Genomic DNA, 14,991 nt, shown 5'->3' on the forward strand with positions numbered 1-14,991 from the left:
CCGATTCATTTATGGGGCGGAGCTCAAAAAGCACCGTCCATCGGAATCCAGACCACGCAGCGTTCCAACTGGTATTCCAAGCAAGTTGACCAATAAATTATTAACCAGAAAAAACAGATAGATACCGACTTGTTTCAAATTACCCCGGCCCACCAAACAAGCTAGACAAAAAAGGCACTTGGCGATTATCGCAAGTGCCTTTTTTGTGTCCGCATGGTTGAGCTTCGCTCGTTGATCAGTCGCCAGGCAGCCTGACGAAATGAGCAGCGCCTCTTCAGGATCGCGCATTCGCTGCAACTCTACCCCCCACATCGCCATCAGTCACAATGGTTGGCTATAGCAACGCCTTGATCACGCGTTGTCGCTGAAAAAAAACCGTAAATCCTCGGAAAATTGAATTTTTACGGCTTTTTTACCTGGGCGCTCTCCATTCGATTCGGCCAACCACCTAAAACGCCACACCTCCATACGCGGTGCGCCATAGCAAACGATTTGATGAGTACATGACCCACGACTACTTCAGGATTTCGCATCGGACCCTATTCAGTACATAAGGACCGAACTGTTGTGTGCTTAAATATTTCAAAACACCGCCATGATGCTCACCGCAATAAATATCAAGATACTCAAGCATCTTTTCACTTGAGATCACGGGCACTCCAGCCTTATCCAGGAGTTTATCAACCATCCCTCGGCCTCCTGCAGCCTCTGAAAAAGCGACTGAAAAAGGCGCAAGCGTAGAAACGCCAAGACCGTAAAACTGATACTGCATCGCCGTCGTTGCAGCGCCCATTACAGGATAAATAGCTTCAAAGGGCACGCCAACACCCCATACAACTATTGGATAATCAGGGAAGTCGTGAAAAGACTCACTGGCTGCTACTATTCTATTTTTTGAGCCTTCAACTTCCGGATATAAATTTACCACCGTAATCAACGCAGCCACAAGCGGGATAGCGACACTCAACTTCTTGCGCCACCCCGAAGCCATCACAGTAAAAAACGGAGCAATTAACAGCAAGCCGACAAGTGGAACATATACCCGCAAGATCCCAGGGCGTCCCAACAACCCAAATGCAAACATCGCAGAAACACACAAACCCCAACTTACCGCCAATCGCCAACTAGGCCTGATTAATAGCAACGATAACGCAGCCAATACAGAAACCAAGAGCACAGGATGCCACAAGACCTGGATTCCTAGCCAACCGTTACCCAGTGCAATGTCCTGAGTCGGCACGGCGCCCAACTCGTCCAGCATTGCCTGTAATACTTGCGGCTTTGCAACAACTGAATCCACAAAAAACCAGTTTTCTATCAGGCTTACATCATTAGAACTGTAACCATGGTGCGATAGAATATCCTGCCGCTGTTTAAGGTTTTCTGCAGCACCAAAATCCGTAAAAGGGGCGCGCGCGGGGTTAAGCTCACTGAATGCTCCCCATTCGTCGCCCTGATAGGCTCGGTGGTCGATGAAGGCTGCTACTGCCACCGCCAAAGCGAGAACAACAAAAGAAATTTTCGCCTGTTTTAGTAAAAGTATTTTTTTCCAGCGAAGTAGCGGCCATGCAACGAGAAGCACCAGCAAAAATTCATGATTTCTAATCATATAGCTAAAAAAGGCTAGAACACAGCCGTACACCAACATTCGAAAATCACGTTCCCTCTCATACAAATGCCAGCAGACAAAGGCGGCCACCATCAAAAAACCAGAGTTAATGGTGAATTGAGGAAAAAGTGTTGGGCGTGCAAGCAAAAGTATCAAGACAGACAAACAACCCAAGTAACTCACGCCAAGCCGGAACAGTCCATTAACAATAAATGCCCCAACTACAACCAGAGTCCCCATGGTAGCAATGGAATAACCTAATACACCATTAACTTCCGGAATAAATCGTACAAAGTACCCCCACAAAACGTTTGAAAACATAAGGGTCGGTGGAGAACCACTGGATGCTATGCCGTAACCATGAGCGATCATCGACATTGCAACATCATCATTTGTTTCCCATATCGGATACAACAATGAACAAAGCAATAATACAAAACAAGTGACCAGAGCGAAAGAGCCGGCTAAAATCAGGCACTTCGAATTCATGACTGGCTTAACTTTAAAATCAATCACAAACTTCCACCATTTCTTCCACAAAGACAACCAGCATGACGACATCCTTTGCTGCAGTGCGACCACTGTTATTTTTTTAACAACTATTAAATTAGACGATACTTTACAATAAAGCCCTGCGCTCTACCTATTGTTTTTCTAAAACATTTCGGTATCAGCCGGCTGTTAAAACAGTACCACGATCCGGACGTCTACTCATACTGGTCGTGTTTTTTGTTGAGCTCCCACCACTCTCAGTCGACGTAATGCCCTGGCTCAGAAAAAGGTTCCTGGTGGTTTTCCCAGTGCCTTTTTTGTGCCAGTAGAATCGCCAACGAGACTACATCAACGTGTCGTACTCCAGGTCTTCCAGCGCCGTGGACAGTCGTTGCAGCCCCAACAACGCACACCAGCAACGACAGCGTGAACCCGTAACCAAGAAGCCTCGGCCAAGGCGAATTACCGCCCTTCAGTAAGCAAGCATGCTCACCGAAAGAGCGCCCTTCTCCACAGCAATGACTTTGCGACGCGTCAGTCGGGCAAGTTCGGCGAGTTTCGCTTGCGTGAGGCCACGATTCATACACTTTCCGCGTTTTTTTTCTATGAACGAAGTTTCATGGCCCTCCTACACTCAATCCGCACAAGCCCACAACGCAGAGTCGCCATGACCACCCTCAAAGACCGCTTGAAGCAAGGCAAGGACGCTCGAAAAAACTGCCCTCGCAGTGCTCAAGCGGCCACCGGAAAAACCAATCGTGACCCGCTGCCGTTGATCAAGCGCTCCAGTGAGGGACGGGTCAATTCTCTGGTCGAGTTACGCTACGGTCGCATGCTGGTGTCGCCGTTCACCTTTTATCGCGGCAACGCGCTGTTGCAGGCTCACGACCTGGCCGGCACGGCGAACATGGGTCTGGTGTCGACGATTTGTGGTGACAGTCACTTGATGAACTTCGGCGGTTTCGCCACCCCAGAGCGCAACCTGCTGTTCAGCGTCAATGACTTCGATGAGGCCCATCCCGGCCCCTGGGAGTGGGATGTCAAACGTCTGGTGGCGAGTTTCATGGTGGCCGCCCGTGACCTGCGCCATGGCGAAACCGTGGAAGAAAAAGTCTGCCGCGAAATGGTCGCCGCGTATCAGCAAACGATGCTCGAATGCGCGGAGCAAAGCGCGTTGGAGAACTGGTACGAGTCCATCAATTACGAAGACCTGCGGCAACAGGCGAGTAAAGCCACGCTGGAGCATGTGGAGCGCGCCATCGCCAAAGCCGAACGCCGTACCCATGCCGAACTGTTGCCGAAAATCAGTGAGCGTGACGCCGCAGGCCGCCTGATCATTCGCGATGACCTGCCGGAAATTTTTCATCTGCACAAAAACACCACGCTGCTGGATGCCGACGATGACTGGCTGCGACTCGCGGACTGGCAACCGCTCTACGAGACGTTCATGAGCGAATATCGGACGACCCTGCAAGCCGACCGGCGCGGGTTGTTGTCGCGCTTCAATGTTCAGGACCTGGCGTTCAAAGTGGGCGGTGTCGGCAGTGTCGGCACGCGCTGCCTGGTGGCGCTGCTGACTGACGAGCAAGAGTTCCCGTTGTTCCTGCAATTCAAGGAAGCACGGCGGTCGGTGCTCGCCGACTACGTGAAGGCCAAGTCTCGCGTTCGGCATAACGGTCAGCGCGTGGTCGATGGTCAACGGCTGATGCAGTCCGCCAGTGATCTGTTCCTCGGCTGGACCACCGGCCCCAACGGTCGCCATTTTTACGTGCGTCAGTTGCGCGACATGAAAATCTCCGCCGAACTGGAAACCTTCGACGCCGAAGCCTTTGCCGCCTACGGCCGAATCTGCGGCCGCGCCCTCGCCCGTGCGCACGCCAAATCGTCCGGGCATGCCGCGCAGATCAGCGGTTATATCGGCAAAAGCGATGCGCTGGCCGATGCGCTGTTCAAGTATGCGAAAACCTATACCGAACAGAATGACCGCGACTTCGAACGCTTCCAGCAAGCGTGTCGCAAGGGGCGTTTGCGGGCACGGTCGGAGGCGGACTTTGCGGCCGATCATTTGCCTTGAGTCCAGTCACCCGTTTCAACCACGGCTACTGGCGCAGGAGCGATGAGCGATGAGCGATGAGCGAGCGACCAAAGTGCACTGCGCAGATGAATTTTTCTTCACCCCGACCCGCGACAGTACTCGGTACAGTGCGCTCGCTCATTCAAGAAACTACGGTTTGCCCGCCCTCCCGCGGGCTTTTTTTGCCCGTTTCCCAGCAAACCTGCATCCGACACAAATCCCTCCCCGACTCCCGTCGGGTGTACCATCAAAGCCAGTCCTTCAGATATCAGTTAGCCATGTCCACGCTTAGCGAAGAGAGCCGTCAGATCGTATCTTCTCTGACGCACCGCTTTGGCCCCAACGCTGACATTACAACCGTCGCAGAAGCAATCGCGTCAATATTGCAGGCCATGGATGCGGCCCTCTCGCCCATCATCGGCCAGCAAGGGGTTGCCGCACTTTATCGCCGCAGCCTTCATCTGTGCGTCTCCAACCATCCACATCTGGCCGGCACTTATGACAGTGTGCAGGCCTTCCCGGATATGACCGCCCTCAAGTCCGTACTCGTTGAGCAAAGCGAAGCCGATGCGTTGTTTTTCGGTGAAGTGTTGCTGACAACCTTTTACGAGCTACTGACCACGCTGATCGGGCCCTCGCTCACCGCACGTTTGCTTCGTGGCGTGTGGGAACCTTCTTTGAGCGACACCCCTTCGCAGGAAAATTCGCCATGAGCACCAAAGTGACTATCAACCGCCTGGCCACCGGTGTGCCAGGACTGGACGAGGTGCTGGGCGGAGGTTTGCCGGAGTTTTCGTTCAACCTGATCGCCGGCCCCCCGGGCTGCGGCAAAACCACCCTCGCGCATCAGATGATGTTTGCCCTGGCGACGCCCGAGCGTCCGGCGCTGTTCTTTACAGTGCTCGGTGAGCCGCCGCTGAAGATGCTGCGTTATCAGCAGCAATTCGACTTTTTCGACAGCGAAGCGATCAACCAGTCGATCCGCTACATCAACCTGGCCGACGACACCCTCGCCGGGAATCTGGACGAAGTGCTGCGGCGCATCGTCAGCGAAGTCGAGGCGCACTCCCCGGCGCTGGTGTTCGTCGATTCCTTCCGCTCTGTGGTGCTGGCGAGCCAGACTCAGGACAACCCGAACAACAACCTGCCGCAGTTCGTTCAACAACTGGGCATGTTAATGACCACCTGGCAGGCCACCACCTTCCTGATTGGCGAGTATTTCACCGAAACCGACACCAACCCGATTTTCACCGTGGCCGATGGCCTGATCTGGCTGCGCCAGAGCGTTCAGCGCAACTCCATGGTGCGCAAGATGGAAATCATGAAGATGCGTGGCCAGCCGACGCTGCCGGGACTGCACACGTTCCGCATCGCCACGTCGGGGATCAAAGTCTTCGCGCCAGCGGCACTCAACCCGGTTGAAGCTCCGCTGGAGTTCCCGATAAAGCGCCTGAAAATGGGCGTGCCCCAGCTCGACGAGATGCTCGGCGGTGGCCTGCCGCGTGGTTATTCGCTGCTGGTGGCCGGCCCCTCGGGCTCAGGCAAAAGCATACTCGCCGCGACGTTCCTCGCTGAAGGCGCGCGCAATGGCGAAACCGGCGTGATTGCGGTATTCGAGCAACGGCCCAATCACTCGCAGAACGCCACCCTCGCCGGTCTGATCCAGAACGGACAGGTCGGCCTGGTGGACAGCCGCGCACCGGACTTGTCCATCGACGAAATCGTGCAGTTGCTGTTGAGTGAAATCACCCGACTGAAAGCCACCCGCGTGGTGATCGACTCTTTATCGGGTTTCGAACTGGCACTGGCCCCGACCTTCCGCGAAGACTTTCGCGAGTCGCTGTCACGCATGGTCACGGCCCTGACCAGCGTCGGGGTCAGCGTGTTGCTGACCTCGGAACTGGAAGACCGCTACACCGACCTGCGCTTCAGCCCCTATGGGACGGCGTTTCTCACCGACGCGATCATCGTTCAGCGCTACATTGAAGTGCAGAGCCGCCTGTTGCGCATCATGGCCGTGGTCAAGGTACGGGCCAGTGCCCACTCCGATGAACTGCGCCTGTACCGCATCGACGATCACGGCTTGCAGATCGGCGAAATGCTGCCGGATCAGGAAGGCCTGCTCGGTGGCCGGCCTACCCGGCAGCATGTGGGCACAGACAAAGGATGAGCAAAAGATCATGAACGAGGCCAAGGGCGAGAATGAGCAAGCAATTGCCACTGCGGCACGCGAACTGTTCTTGCTCGGCCAGAAAACCGTCGAGGCGCGCGCGGTGCTGGCGGCGTTGAACAAGGAGCTGAGCGAAGCCAACACCCAGTTCGTCGATAGTCAACAGGTCGAGCTACTGATCGAGGCCAATCAGCAATTGGTACTGGCGATTCTGTCGGCGCAATCGGAGGCTGACAGGCCAAGACTCGCGCAGGCAGAACAGCAACTGTACCTGGAGATACGCGAAGCCAACGAGCAATTGGTGATCGCCGCGCTGAGCGCACAACACCTGCAGGTGGCGGCTGAACGCGCGCTGGAGGAGCAACGCAAGGTCCTCACCTTGGTGGCCCACGAACTGCGGAACCCGCTGACGCCCATCAGCATGATTGCCGGTCGACTGGTACGGGTGCCGAGTGAGGAATTGCCACGCATGCAGCAGCTGATCGAGGGTCAGGTGCAGCATATGTCTCGGTTGGTGGAAGACTTGCTTGACGTCGCCCGCGCCAGCACCGGCAAGTTTCGCCTCACTTGCCGCAAGGTCGATATGGTTCAGATCATCCGCGAGGCGATAGAAATCTGTAAGCCGGTCATGCTCGCTAACAACTTGCAATTCAGCGCAGAACTGCCCGAGTGCGCGTTGGCGGTGAACGGCGATCCTCTGCGGCTCACTCAGATTCTCGGCAACCTGTTGGGCAATGCCGCCAAATACACGCCGGCGGGCGGCACGGTCACGCTGTCGGTCACCACCGAAGCCGATCAGCTGAAAATAAACATTGGCGATAACGGCATCGGTATTTCGCCTGAGACATTGCCGTTTATCTTCGAGCCCTTTGTGCAGGATGTTCATGCAGTGGGCTTCTATGGCGCAGGTCTGGGCATTGGCCTGACGGTGGTGCGTGAGCTGGTCGAAGCCCATGGCGGCAAAGTGATCGGCCTAAGCGATGGCACCGGCCAGGGCAGTATCTTCATCGTGACCTTGCCGCTGGCAAGCCTTGACTCGTACGCAAAGTAAATTGCGTCATCGTTCTTCGCGAGCAAGCCCGCTCCCACATTGGACCGCGCTCCCCTGTGGGAGCGAGCCTGCTCGCGATGGCGACTTCACTGTCGAAAAATGTCGTCTTCATTGCAGGACATGTCCTACCAAAAACGAAGAAAACGCCCACAGATTTTTAGGGTTGTTGCTCGGAAGCGGGCTCTTTAGTCTTTGCTTGTCACTGAAAACTCAGTGATCGGGTGTGAGATCCCCGGCTCAGCAATTGGAAACGAGCGCCAGTCCCCCCATAATTGCCGCCAGCTTTTCGCTGTCCGCAATACTTTATGGCGGCTGTGTGCGGGCAGACTTTGGTCTGGCCGGGTTCCTTTTGCCGGTGATCTCACTCCGCACATAGCTGCCACCTCTTCGCCGAGTGAGATCGGGAGTTGATGGCTCCGACTACGAAAGGAACCTTCTAGTGGATAAATTAATCCCCGATCCCCCCACCAACAAACCCTATCGCCCCAGCCCCTTTTTCACGATCCTCCCCGACATCGGCACCGAAAACCTCCTCGCCCATGCCTGCGAGTCATTGGCATCCGCCAGCGTCATGACCAGCGATTTAGCCACCTACCTCGACGGTTCACAGCGCAACACCGCGCTGGCCATTGCGCAGATCATCATGCTCGCGGAGCTGGCAGTGAACCAGGCACTGGATAACGTTGACCCGCAGGAGTAGGCAGGCATACCGCGTCATCGTTAATCGCGAGCAGGCTCGCTCCCACACTGGACCGCGTTCCCTTGCGGGAGCGAGCCTGCTCGCGATGACGGACGGCCAGCCGACAGTGATGTCATCTGATCCACCGGCACATCCAGCCGCGCTCGCCCATAAAACGCCAACGCCGTCAGCAAACACGCCAGCCACACGAAAATCCCGGCCCAGAACGTGTGGGACATGTAATGCCAGCCTTGCAGGACCCGCGTCGTGCCGTAGACAAAACCGAGCAGCAGCGAGCCGTACATCAGCGCTTTCGAATAGCGCCAGCGATAGCGGCGCGCCACGAAGTACAACGCCAGCATGGTGAACCCGCCCGAAGCATGCCCGCCCGGCCAGCAGCGCCCTTCACCGGCTTCCCTGAACAGTTGGAAGTTTTCGTACCACTCCATGTGGGCAATTTTCCCGCCATACAGGGTCGTTTCAATCGGGCAATACACGCTGGTGTGCGCCTTGAGGAAATGGATCACCCCGGTGCAAATGGCAAACGCGAACACCACAAACAGAAAATCCCGGCGATGGTCATAGGCAAACTTCAGCACCGGAGCGGCTTTGCTCCGCTCCAGGAATCGGCCAAGACGCGGACGCTTTTGCGGGTTGATCAGGGGCCAGACAAACGACAGCATCGCGCCGATCAAGGCAATTTCAGCAGTCCAGTTCGGAATGATGCGCGCCCATTTATGGGTGAGCTTTTCAAAGAAGTGAACCTGGTCGAGCGGGAAGGTCTGGGTCAGCGGATCAAAAAAAAGATTACTGAACGCGATGTCGATTTTGGTCATGTCGAACATCAGAAAAACGACGGCCGCGCAGGCCAGTGGAATACCGAAGTTGAAGTAGTAAAAACGCATGGGATTACTCATTGGCTGGTCACCGTGCGCCAGTCGGAAGCTTCGATGTAACCAAGCATTCGCGGCGCCTGTAGCGATTCGGCGGAGATAAACAAAGAGGCGCCATAGCCAAGAGTGGCCGTCGGCAGCTTGAGGCCTTTCTCGATCTGCGCCATGCATTCACTGTGGGTCACCAGAATCAGATTACGCCCTGGCACTTTGTGCGCCAGCGCGTCACGCAACATAGTGCCCTTGCAATTGATCAACCACTCCTCATGAGTACTCACCTTGTTGAACATGTAGGAGGCCGTCTGCGCGGTCCGCATCATCGGGCTGTTGTAAACGTCAGCCTTGCCCAGGCCGAGCCTTTCGAATTGCGCACCGACACTCACGGCGACGCTGCGCGAGCGATCCGTGATGCCGTCATTGCCCGTCAGGCACGCGGCCGTCGAGTGATCGCAGCGCTCGACATGACGCACCAGCACAATCATGTCGCCCTTGGCCCAACCGGATAACAACGCCCGGGCGCCCGAGACATTGCCATGGGCCAGGTCCGGAACGGCGGCAGGCCGCAATAGCCAGACGGTCAACGGGATCACCAACAGCGCCGAGGCGAGTACCACTGCGGTGTTTCGATAGCGGGTAAAACGGCTCAGATCAATCGAGCGTTTGACCCCGAACAGACTCAGTCTCAATTCCACATCAGGCCGCCTCACCGGCATGCATCACTTACATTCGATGCCGCGAGGGTAGAGAGGCTCGCGTCGGCAGCCGGTGAAACCCATGTGAAAAAAAGCTTAAGCCCCCTGCAAAAACTTTTGTTACAGAACCGTCTGACAAAATCCTTTCAGCTCTCGCGATTGCTGCCGATACAGACCTGCTACACACCCTTGGCTACCAAAAACAACAATCTTCCAGCCAACCGACGACCAAAAGCGCAACGTTCCTGGAGGAATTTGATGAATAGCTGGTTCGGCAACATCAGCGTGAACATGAAACTGGGCCTGGGGTTTGGCCTGGTCCTGGCACTGACCTGCGTCCTCGCCCTGACCGGCTGGACGAGCCTGGGCAGCCTGATTGACCGCAGCAACTGGATGAGTGACATCACCCAGCTCAATGCCGGCCTGACCAAACTGCGTGTGGTTCGCCTGCAATACATGCTGACCAACGGCGATGAAACCACCGCGCAGAACGTCCAGACCACGCTGGATGCGTTTGCCGCTCAGCAACAAGCGCTGCTGGTGAAGTTCAAGAGCCCGGAAAACCTCAAGCTGCTCAAAGAGCAAGGTACGCAAATTGACGCGTACAAAACGTCCCTGAACAAAATGCGCAGCGCCTACCGCGCCGGCAACAGCGCGCGCGACGCCATGGGCGCCAACGCGGAAAACGCGAATTCGCTGATCAACGCCATCAGTACCCGCGTACAACAAATGCCGTTGAGCGATCAGCGCTTCGAACAATTCCAGGCCATCACCGCCGCCAAGGAAGCGTTCATGCTGGCCCGCTACGAAGTTCGCGGCTACACCGCGACCACCAACGCCGAGACCGAGCAGAAAGCCGTCGGCCAACTGGACGCGGCCATCGCCAGCCTGAAACAGCTCAATGTGCAATTCGCCGACACTATGCTGGACGAGTTGCGCCAACTGGAAACGGCATTGAGCAATTACCGCAGCGCTTTGCAGGCTTATAAAGCCGCGAGCAACGATGCTGTGCAGGCGCGCAAGGAAATGACCGATCAGGGCGCCGCTATCGTGACCCTCAGCGAGCAGCTGTATCAGATCCAGCTCGACCGTCGTGACGCTGAAAGCGCGCAAGCCCGCACCCTGCAACTGATCAGCACCTTGCTGGCATTGCTGGTCGGGATCATTGCCGCCGTCATCATCACCCGTCAGATCACCCGCCCGCTGCGCGATACGCTGGCAGTGGTCGAGCGCATCGCCGGCGGCGACCTGTCCCAGGACGTCAAAGTGACGCGCCGCGATGAACTCGGCGTGTTGCAACAAGGCATCGCGCGCATGGGCGTGACCCTGCGTGACCTGATCAGCGGTATCCGCGACGGCGTTACCCAGATCGCCAGCGCCGCCGAAGAATTGTCGGCCGTGACCGGGCAAACCAGCGCCGGCGTTAACAGCCAGAAGATCGAGACCGATCAGGTGGCCACCGCCATGCACGAGATGACCGCCACCGTGCAGGAAGTCGCGCGCAATGCCGAAGAAGCGTCGCAAGCAGCGGCCGCCGCCGACGGCGAAGCCCGCGAAGGCGACAAAGTGGTCAACGAAGCCATCGCCCAGATCGAGCGCCTGGCCAGCGAAGTGGTGCGTTCCACCGAAGCCATGAGCGTGCTGCAACACGAAAGCGACAAGATCGGCAGCGTCATGGACGTGATCAAGGCCGTGGCCGAACAGACCAACCTGCTGGCGCTCAACGCTGCCATTGAAGCGGCACGTGCCGGTGAAGCCGGTCGTGGTTTTGCCGTGGTGGCCGACGAAGTGCGTGGGCTGGCCCAGCGCACGCAGAAGTCCACCGAGGAAATCGAAGGCCTGGTGGCCGGTTTGCAGAACGGCACGCAACAAGTGTCCGCCGTAATGAACAACAGCCGCGCCCTCACCGACAGCAGCGTCGCCCTGACCCGCAAGGCCGGTGTGTCACTGGAAAACATCACCCGCACGGTGTCCAACATCCAGTCGATGAACCAGCAGATCGCTGCCGCCGCCGAACAGCAAAGCGCCGTGGCCGAAGAGATCAGCCGCAGCATCATCAACGTACGCGACGTGTCCGAACAGACCGCCGCTGCCAGCGACGAGACCGCTAAATCCAGTGTTGAACTGGCGCGGTTGGGTAATCAGTTGCAGATGATGGTGAGTCACTTCAGGGTTTGACTGTACTCAAACACGTCAGCAAAGATTTTGACGTGTTTTGAAGGCGGCTCGCATTACTGCGAGCCTCCTGATTACCTGTTATTGGCATGATGATGTTCAAGGAACATTAAATTCCCGCGTCCCCATCCAACCGGACGTCTCACCGTTAAAGGTCTGATTAGCAGTCATTGGAAAATGGCCTGAACTCAGCGGCACCTCAACCTGGATCCAAACAGTACCATCCGCCCCTGCCTCTCCCTCGCCATGAACAATTGCGCCCGAACCAGCTTTATACAATCTGATGGTGGCTTTAGGAGAACCGCTTAGTTTAAGCAATGGTTTATTTGTATGAATGTCACCGGAGGCGCTTAGCATATACGGGATTCCGAGTCCCATTCTTCCAACAAGTTTATAACCCCATGGAGTGAGGTAGCCTCTTTCTACACATTGAATGGCGATTTCGAAAGATGTGCCAGGTAAAATAGTTCCCAGGGGAACACTGTGCTCAAATGTTACTGAGGGAGCTGGCTTGAGAATTTCGCTAATAATACGGCCAGTGAGAAATTCGCGAATCTGCAAATTCCAGTTCGAGCCAACTTCCCTCCGAGCCGTAATTGCCTGAATCTTAAAAACAAAGGTATTGTCAACGGCACTAATGGGGGAAGTGATCTGGGGAGGCAAAGGGGGAGATGGAAATACTCTTTCTTCGTTGTTCATAATTTCAGTATTCCTTCAACGGTCGCGATTACCGCTTCCTTTATCTCTCCTTTTAGTATCTGTGCCGCACAATAAATAGCTGTAACAAATGACAGTTGCGACGAACGGCTTCCACTTACAGCCAATACTAATTTATGTAGAAACCTTTTTCTGGCAGCCTCGTCGACGTACGCGACGTGTCCGAACAGACCGCCGCTGCCAGCGACGAAACCGCTAAATCCAGTGTTGAACTGGCGCGGTTGGGTAATCAGTTGCAGATGATGGTGAGTCACTTCAGGGTCTGAGTCACCCTCATTCGTCGACAAGCGGCGCTCCCACAGGATGGCACCAACCCTGTAGGAGCCGGCTTGCTGGCGATTGCGGCGGATCCATCAACATGGATTGCGCCTGACACACGGCTATCGCCAGCAAGCCGGCTCCTACAGATCAATGGCGATCAATCTGTCAGACCGTACTCAAACACTAATCGCATTGGTAAACACCAACCGATTCCCGAACGGATCAGCGATGGTCATGTCCTGGCTGCCCCACGGCATGGCCTGGATCTGTGGGTGCGAAAACGTGTAGTCCTTGGCCAGCAATTGCTGCTGAAACGCCTCCAGCTCATCGGTCTCGATGCGCAGCGCCGAGCCCGGCGTGCTGTCGCCGTGATGTTCCGACAGGTGCAACACGCATTCGCCGCGGGAGACTTGCAGGTACAGCGGGAAATTCGGCTCGAAACGGTGCTGCCAGTCGATCTTGAAGCCGAGGAAGTCGACGTAGAACTCCACGGCCTTGTTTTCGTCGAAAATCCGCAGGATCGGGGTGGTTTTGCCGAAGCTCATCAAGTTGCTCCCAGACTGGTAAGGCCCTGAGTGTAGCCGGGCTAGTGTCAGCGCTTCGGCTTGGCGATGGCTTTCTTTAATTGCAATGTGCCACCACGTGAAGCAGTTCAAAAGATTTGTCGACTGGCTGATCGCTTTCGCCGGCAAGCCTGGCTCCTACAGGGGTTTGTGGAGGCTCTGAAAACCGTCACGCAAATCGCCTTCCCGCGCCAGGAACCGCCCTTCCCGTTTCCCGTTCGCCTGCCCTTCGCTGTAACTCAACACACCGTTGACCCACACCCCGTCAATGCCTTCTGCCGCCCGTTGCGGATCGTTGAAATCCGCGACATCACGGATGGTTGCAGGATCGAACAGCACCAGGTCGGCCCAATGCCCTTCACGGATTTCGCCGCGCTCCTTCAAGCCGAATCGCGCCGCGGACAACCCGGTCATTTTGTGTACCGCGGTGTGCAGCGGAAACAGCCCGACATCGCGACTGAAATGCCCGAGGACGCGTGGGAAAGCGCCCCACAAACGTGGATGCGGGAACGGGTCTTCCGGCAAGCCGTCGGAACCGACCATCGACAGCGGATGCGCGAGGATGCTTCGTACATCCGACTCGTCCATTCCGTAGTACACCGCGCCAGCCGGTTGCAGCCGGCGAGCGGCCTCCAGCAGCGGAACGTTCCATTCGGCGGCGATATCCATCAGGTCGCGGCCACCGAGTTCCGGGTGCGGCGTGGACCAAGTGATGGTGATGCGGTGCGCATCGGTCACTTGCTTGAGGTCCAGGGTCGAAGAGCTCGCCGCGTAGGGATAGCAATCGCAGCCCACCGGGTGGGTTTTCGCGGCTTCTTCAAGTGAGGCCAACAGTTGCGGACTCCGCCCCCAGTTACCGGCACCGGCACATTTGAGGTGGGAAATGATCACCGGTGATTGCGCATGACGGCCGATCTGGAACGCCTCGTCCATGGCCTCCAGCACGGGCTCGAATTCGCTGCGCAAATGGGTGGTGTACACCGCGCCGAACGCGGTCAGTTCTTCGGTCAGTTGCATCACTTCATCAGTGGACGCCGAGAACGCGCTGGCGTACGCCAAACCAGTGGACAAACCCAACGCGCCGGCTTCAAGGCTTTCGCGCAGTTGCTCACGCATCGCGCTGATTTCATCCGACGTGGCCGTGCGAAACAGGTCATCAAGGTGATTGCTGCGCAACGCGGTGTGGCCGACCAGAGCGGCGACGTTCAACGTGGTGTTCGCCGCTTCGACCGCCGCGCGGTAGTCGCGGAACGTTGGGTAAACAAAGGCCGCCGAGGTGCCGAGCAGGTTCATCGGGTCTGGCGGATCGCCCTTCAAACTCACCGGCGAAGCGCTGATCCCGCAGTTGCCGACGATCACCGTGGTCACGCCCTGGCTGAGCTTGGGCAGCATTTGCGGCTGGCGGATCACCACCGTGTCGTCGTGGGTGTGCACATCGATGAAACCCGGCGCCAGGACCCGGCCGGCGGCGTCGATTTCTTCGCTGGCGGTGGCGTCGTGCAGGTCGCCGATGCGCTCGATGCGGCCGTGCAGAATTGCCACGTCGGCGGGGTAACCGGGGGCGTTGCTGCCGTCGATGATCAGGGCGTTGCGAATCAGCGTGTCGTACATCATG

The 14,991-nt window shown here is 56.7% G+C and carries 13 protein-coding genes and 3 pseudogenes; 7 read left to right on the plus strand and 9 right to left on the minus strand.

What is annotated here, in order from left to right; translation table 11 throughout:
- Nucleotides 1-9: 9 nt before the first annotated feature.
- From IB254_RS12235 to IB254_RS12245, 4 genes and pseudogenes are all read right to left on the minus strand, one after another.
- Nucleotides 10-288, minus strand: coding sequence for a hypothetical protein (locus IB254_RS12235; RefSeq protein WP_192417441.1), 279 nt, complete (start codon nt 286-288; stop codon nt 10-12).
- 226 nt (nt 289-514) lie between these two features.
- Complete coding sequence (locus tag IB254_RS12240; protein WP_192417442.1) at nt 515-2,125, minus strand: hypothetical protein; 1,611 nt, start codon at nt 2,123-2,125, stop codon at nt 515-517.
- A 319-nt stretch (nt 2,126-2,444) separates the two neighbouring features.
- Nucleotides 2,445-2,553 (minus strand): annotated as a pseudogene (locus IB254_RS29495) (hypothetical protein); the annotation flags it as partial.
- 23 nt (nt 2,554-2,576) lie between these two features.
- Nucleotides 2,577-2,684 (minus strand): annotated as a pseudogene (locus tag IB254_RS12245) (transcriptional regulator); the annotation flags it as partial.
- An 84-nt stretch (nt 2,685-2,768) separates the two neighbouring features.
- Here IB254_RS12245 and IB254_RS12250 point away from each other — a divergent pair.
- The 5 genes from IB254_RS12250 to IB254_RS12270 all read left to right on the plus strand — a co-directional run bounded on the left by IB254_RS12250 (nt 2,769) and on the right by IB254_RS12270 (nt 8,096).
- A complete protein-coding gene (locus IB254_RS12250) occupies nt 2,769-4,175 on the plus strand; it encodes a DUF2252 domain-containing protein (protein WP_192417443.1) in 1,407 nt (468 codons plus the stop codon).
- 278 nt (nt 4,176-4,453) lie between these two features.
- Nucleotides 4,454-4,888 (plus strand): hypothetical protein, encoded by a 435-nt coding sequence (locus tag IB254_RS12255; protein ID WP_225602327.1) that lies wholly within the window; start codon nt 4,454-4,456, stop codon nt 4,886-4,888.
- Entirely contained in the window at nt 4,885-6,345 is a 1,461-nt protein-coding gene (locus tag IB254_RS12260) for an ATPase domain-containing protein (protein ID WP_192417444.1), read from the plus strand. Before IB254_RS12255 ends, IB254_RS12260 begins: the two co-directional genes overlap by 4 nt.
- A gap of 10 nt (nt 6,346-6,355) precedes the next feature.
- Nucleotides 6,356-7,396, plus strand: a complete 1,041-nt coding sequence (locus IB254_RS12265; RefSeq protein WP_192417445.1) for a sensor histidine kinase — start codon at nt 6,356-6,358, stop codon at nt 7,394-7,396.
- 439 nt (nt 7,397-7,835) lie between these two features.
- On the plus strand, nt 7,836-8,096 hold the full coding sequence (locus tag IB254_RS12270; protein ID WP_192227671.1) for a DUF6124 family protein: 261 nt from the start codon (nt 7,836-7,838) through the stop codon (nt 8,094-8,096).
- A 20-nt stretch (nt 8,097-8,116) separates the two neighbouring features.
- Here the strand turns inward: IB254_RS12270 and IB254_RS12275 are convergent, their stop codons facing one another.
- The gene (locus tag IB254_RS12275; RefSeq protein WP_008029852.1) at nt 8,117-8,980 is read right to left on the minus strand and encodes a phosphatase PAP2 family protein; all 864 of its coding nucleotides are present in this window, start codon (nt 8,978-8,980) and stop codon (nt 8,117-8,119) included.
- Between the two features lie 8 nt (nt 8,981-8,988).
- Complete coding sequence (locus IB254_RS12280; RefSeq protein WP_192417446.1) at nt 8,989-9,660, minus strand: histidine phosphatase family protein; 672 nt, start codon at nt 9,658-9,660, stop codon at nt 8,989-8,991.
- A gap of 393 nt (nt 9,661-10,053) precedes the next feature.
- Between IB254_RS12280 and IB254_RS29850 the strand changes: the two are divergent.
- Together IB254_RS29850 and IB254_RS29855 are read left to right on the plus strand one after the other, a co-directional pair.
- Nucleotides 10,054-10,980 (plus strand): annotated as a pseudogene (locus IB254_RS29850) (methyl-accepting chemotaxis protein); the annotation flags it as partial.
- A 144-nt stretch (nt 10,981-11,124) separates the two neighbouring features.
- Nucleotides 11,125-11,838, plus strand: coding sequence for a methyl-accepting chemotaxis protein (locus tag IB254_RS29855; protein WP_412548222.1), 714 nt, complete (start codon nt 11,125-11,127; stop codon nt 11,836-11,838).
- A gap of 96 nt (nt 11,839-11,934) precedes the next feature.
- Here the strand turns inward: IB254_RS29855 and IB254_RS12290 are convergent, their stop codons facing one another.
- From IB254_RS12290 to IB254_RS12300, 3 genes are all read right to left on the minus strand, one after another.
- Nucleotides 11,935-12,534 (minus strand): hypothetical protein, encoded by a 600-nt coding sequence (locus tag IB254_RS12290; protein ID WP_192417447.1) that lies wholly within the window; start codon nt 12,532-12,534, stop codon nt 11,935-11,937.
- Nucleotides 12,535-12,989: 455 nt separating this feature from the next.
- Nucleotides 12,990-13,358 carry a glyoxalase superfamily protein gene (locus IB254_RS12295; RefSeq protein ID WP_008036566.1) on the minus strand — a complete coding sequence of 123 codons (369 nt, stop codon included), beginning with the start codon at nt 13,356-13,358 and terminating at the stop codon, nt 12,990-12,992.
- A 156-nt stretch (nt 13,359-13,514) separates the two neighbouring features.
- Nucleotides 13,515-14,990, minus strand: a complete 1,476-nt coding sequence (locus tag IB254_RS12300; RefSeq protein ID WP_192417448.1) for an N-acyl-D-amino-acid deacylase family protein — start codon at nt 14,988-14,990, stop codon at nt 13,515-13,517.
- Nucleotide 14,991: the final 1 nt, after the last annotated feature.

The organism is Pseudomonas sp. PDM03 (assembly GCF_014852385.1).
GTDB classification, from domain to species: Bacteria; Pseudomonadota; Gammaproteobacteria; order Pseudomonadales; family Pseudomonadaceae; genus Aquipseudomonas; species Aquipseudomonas migulae.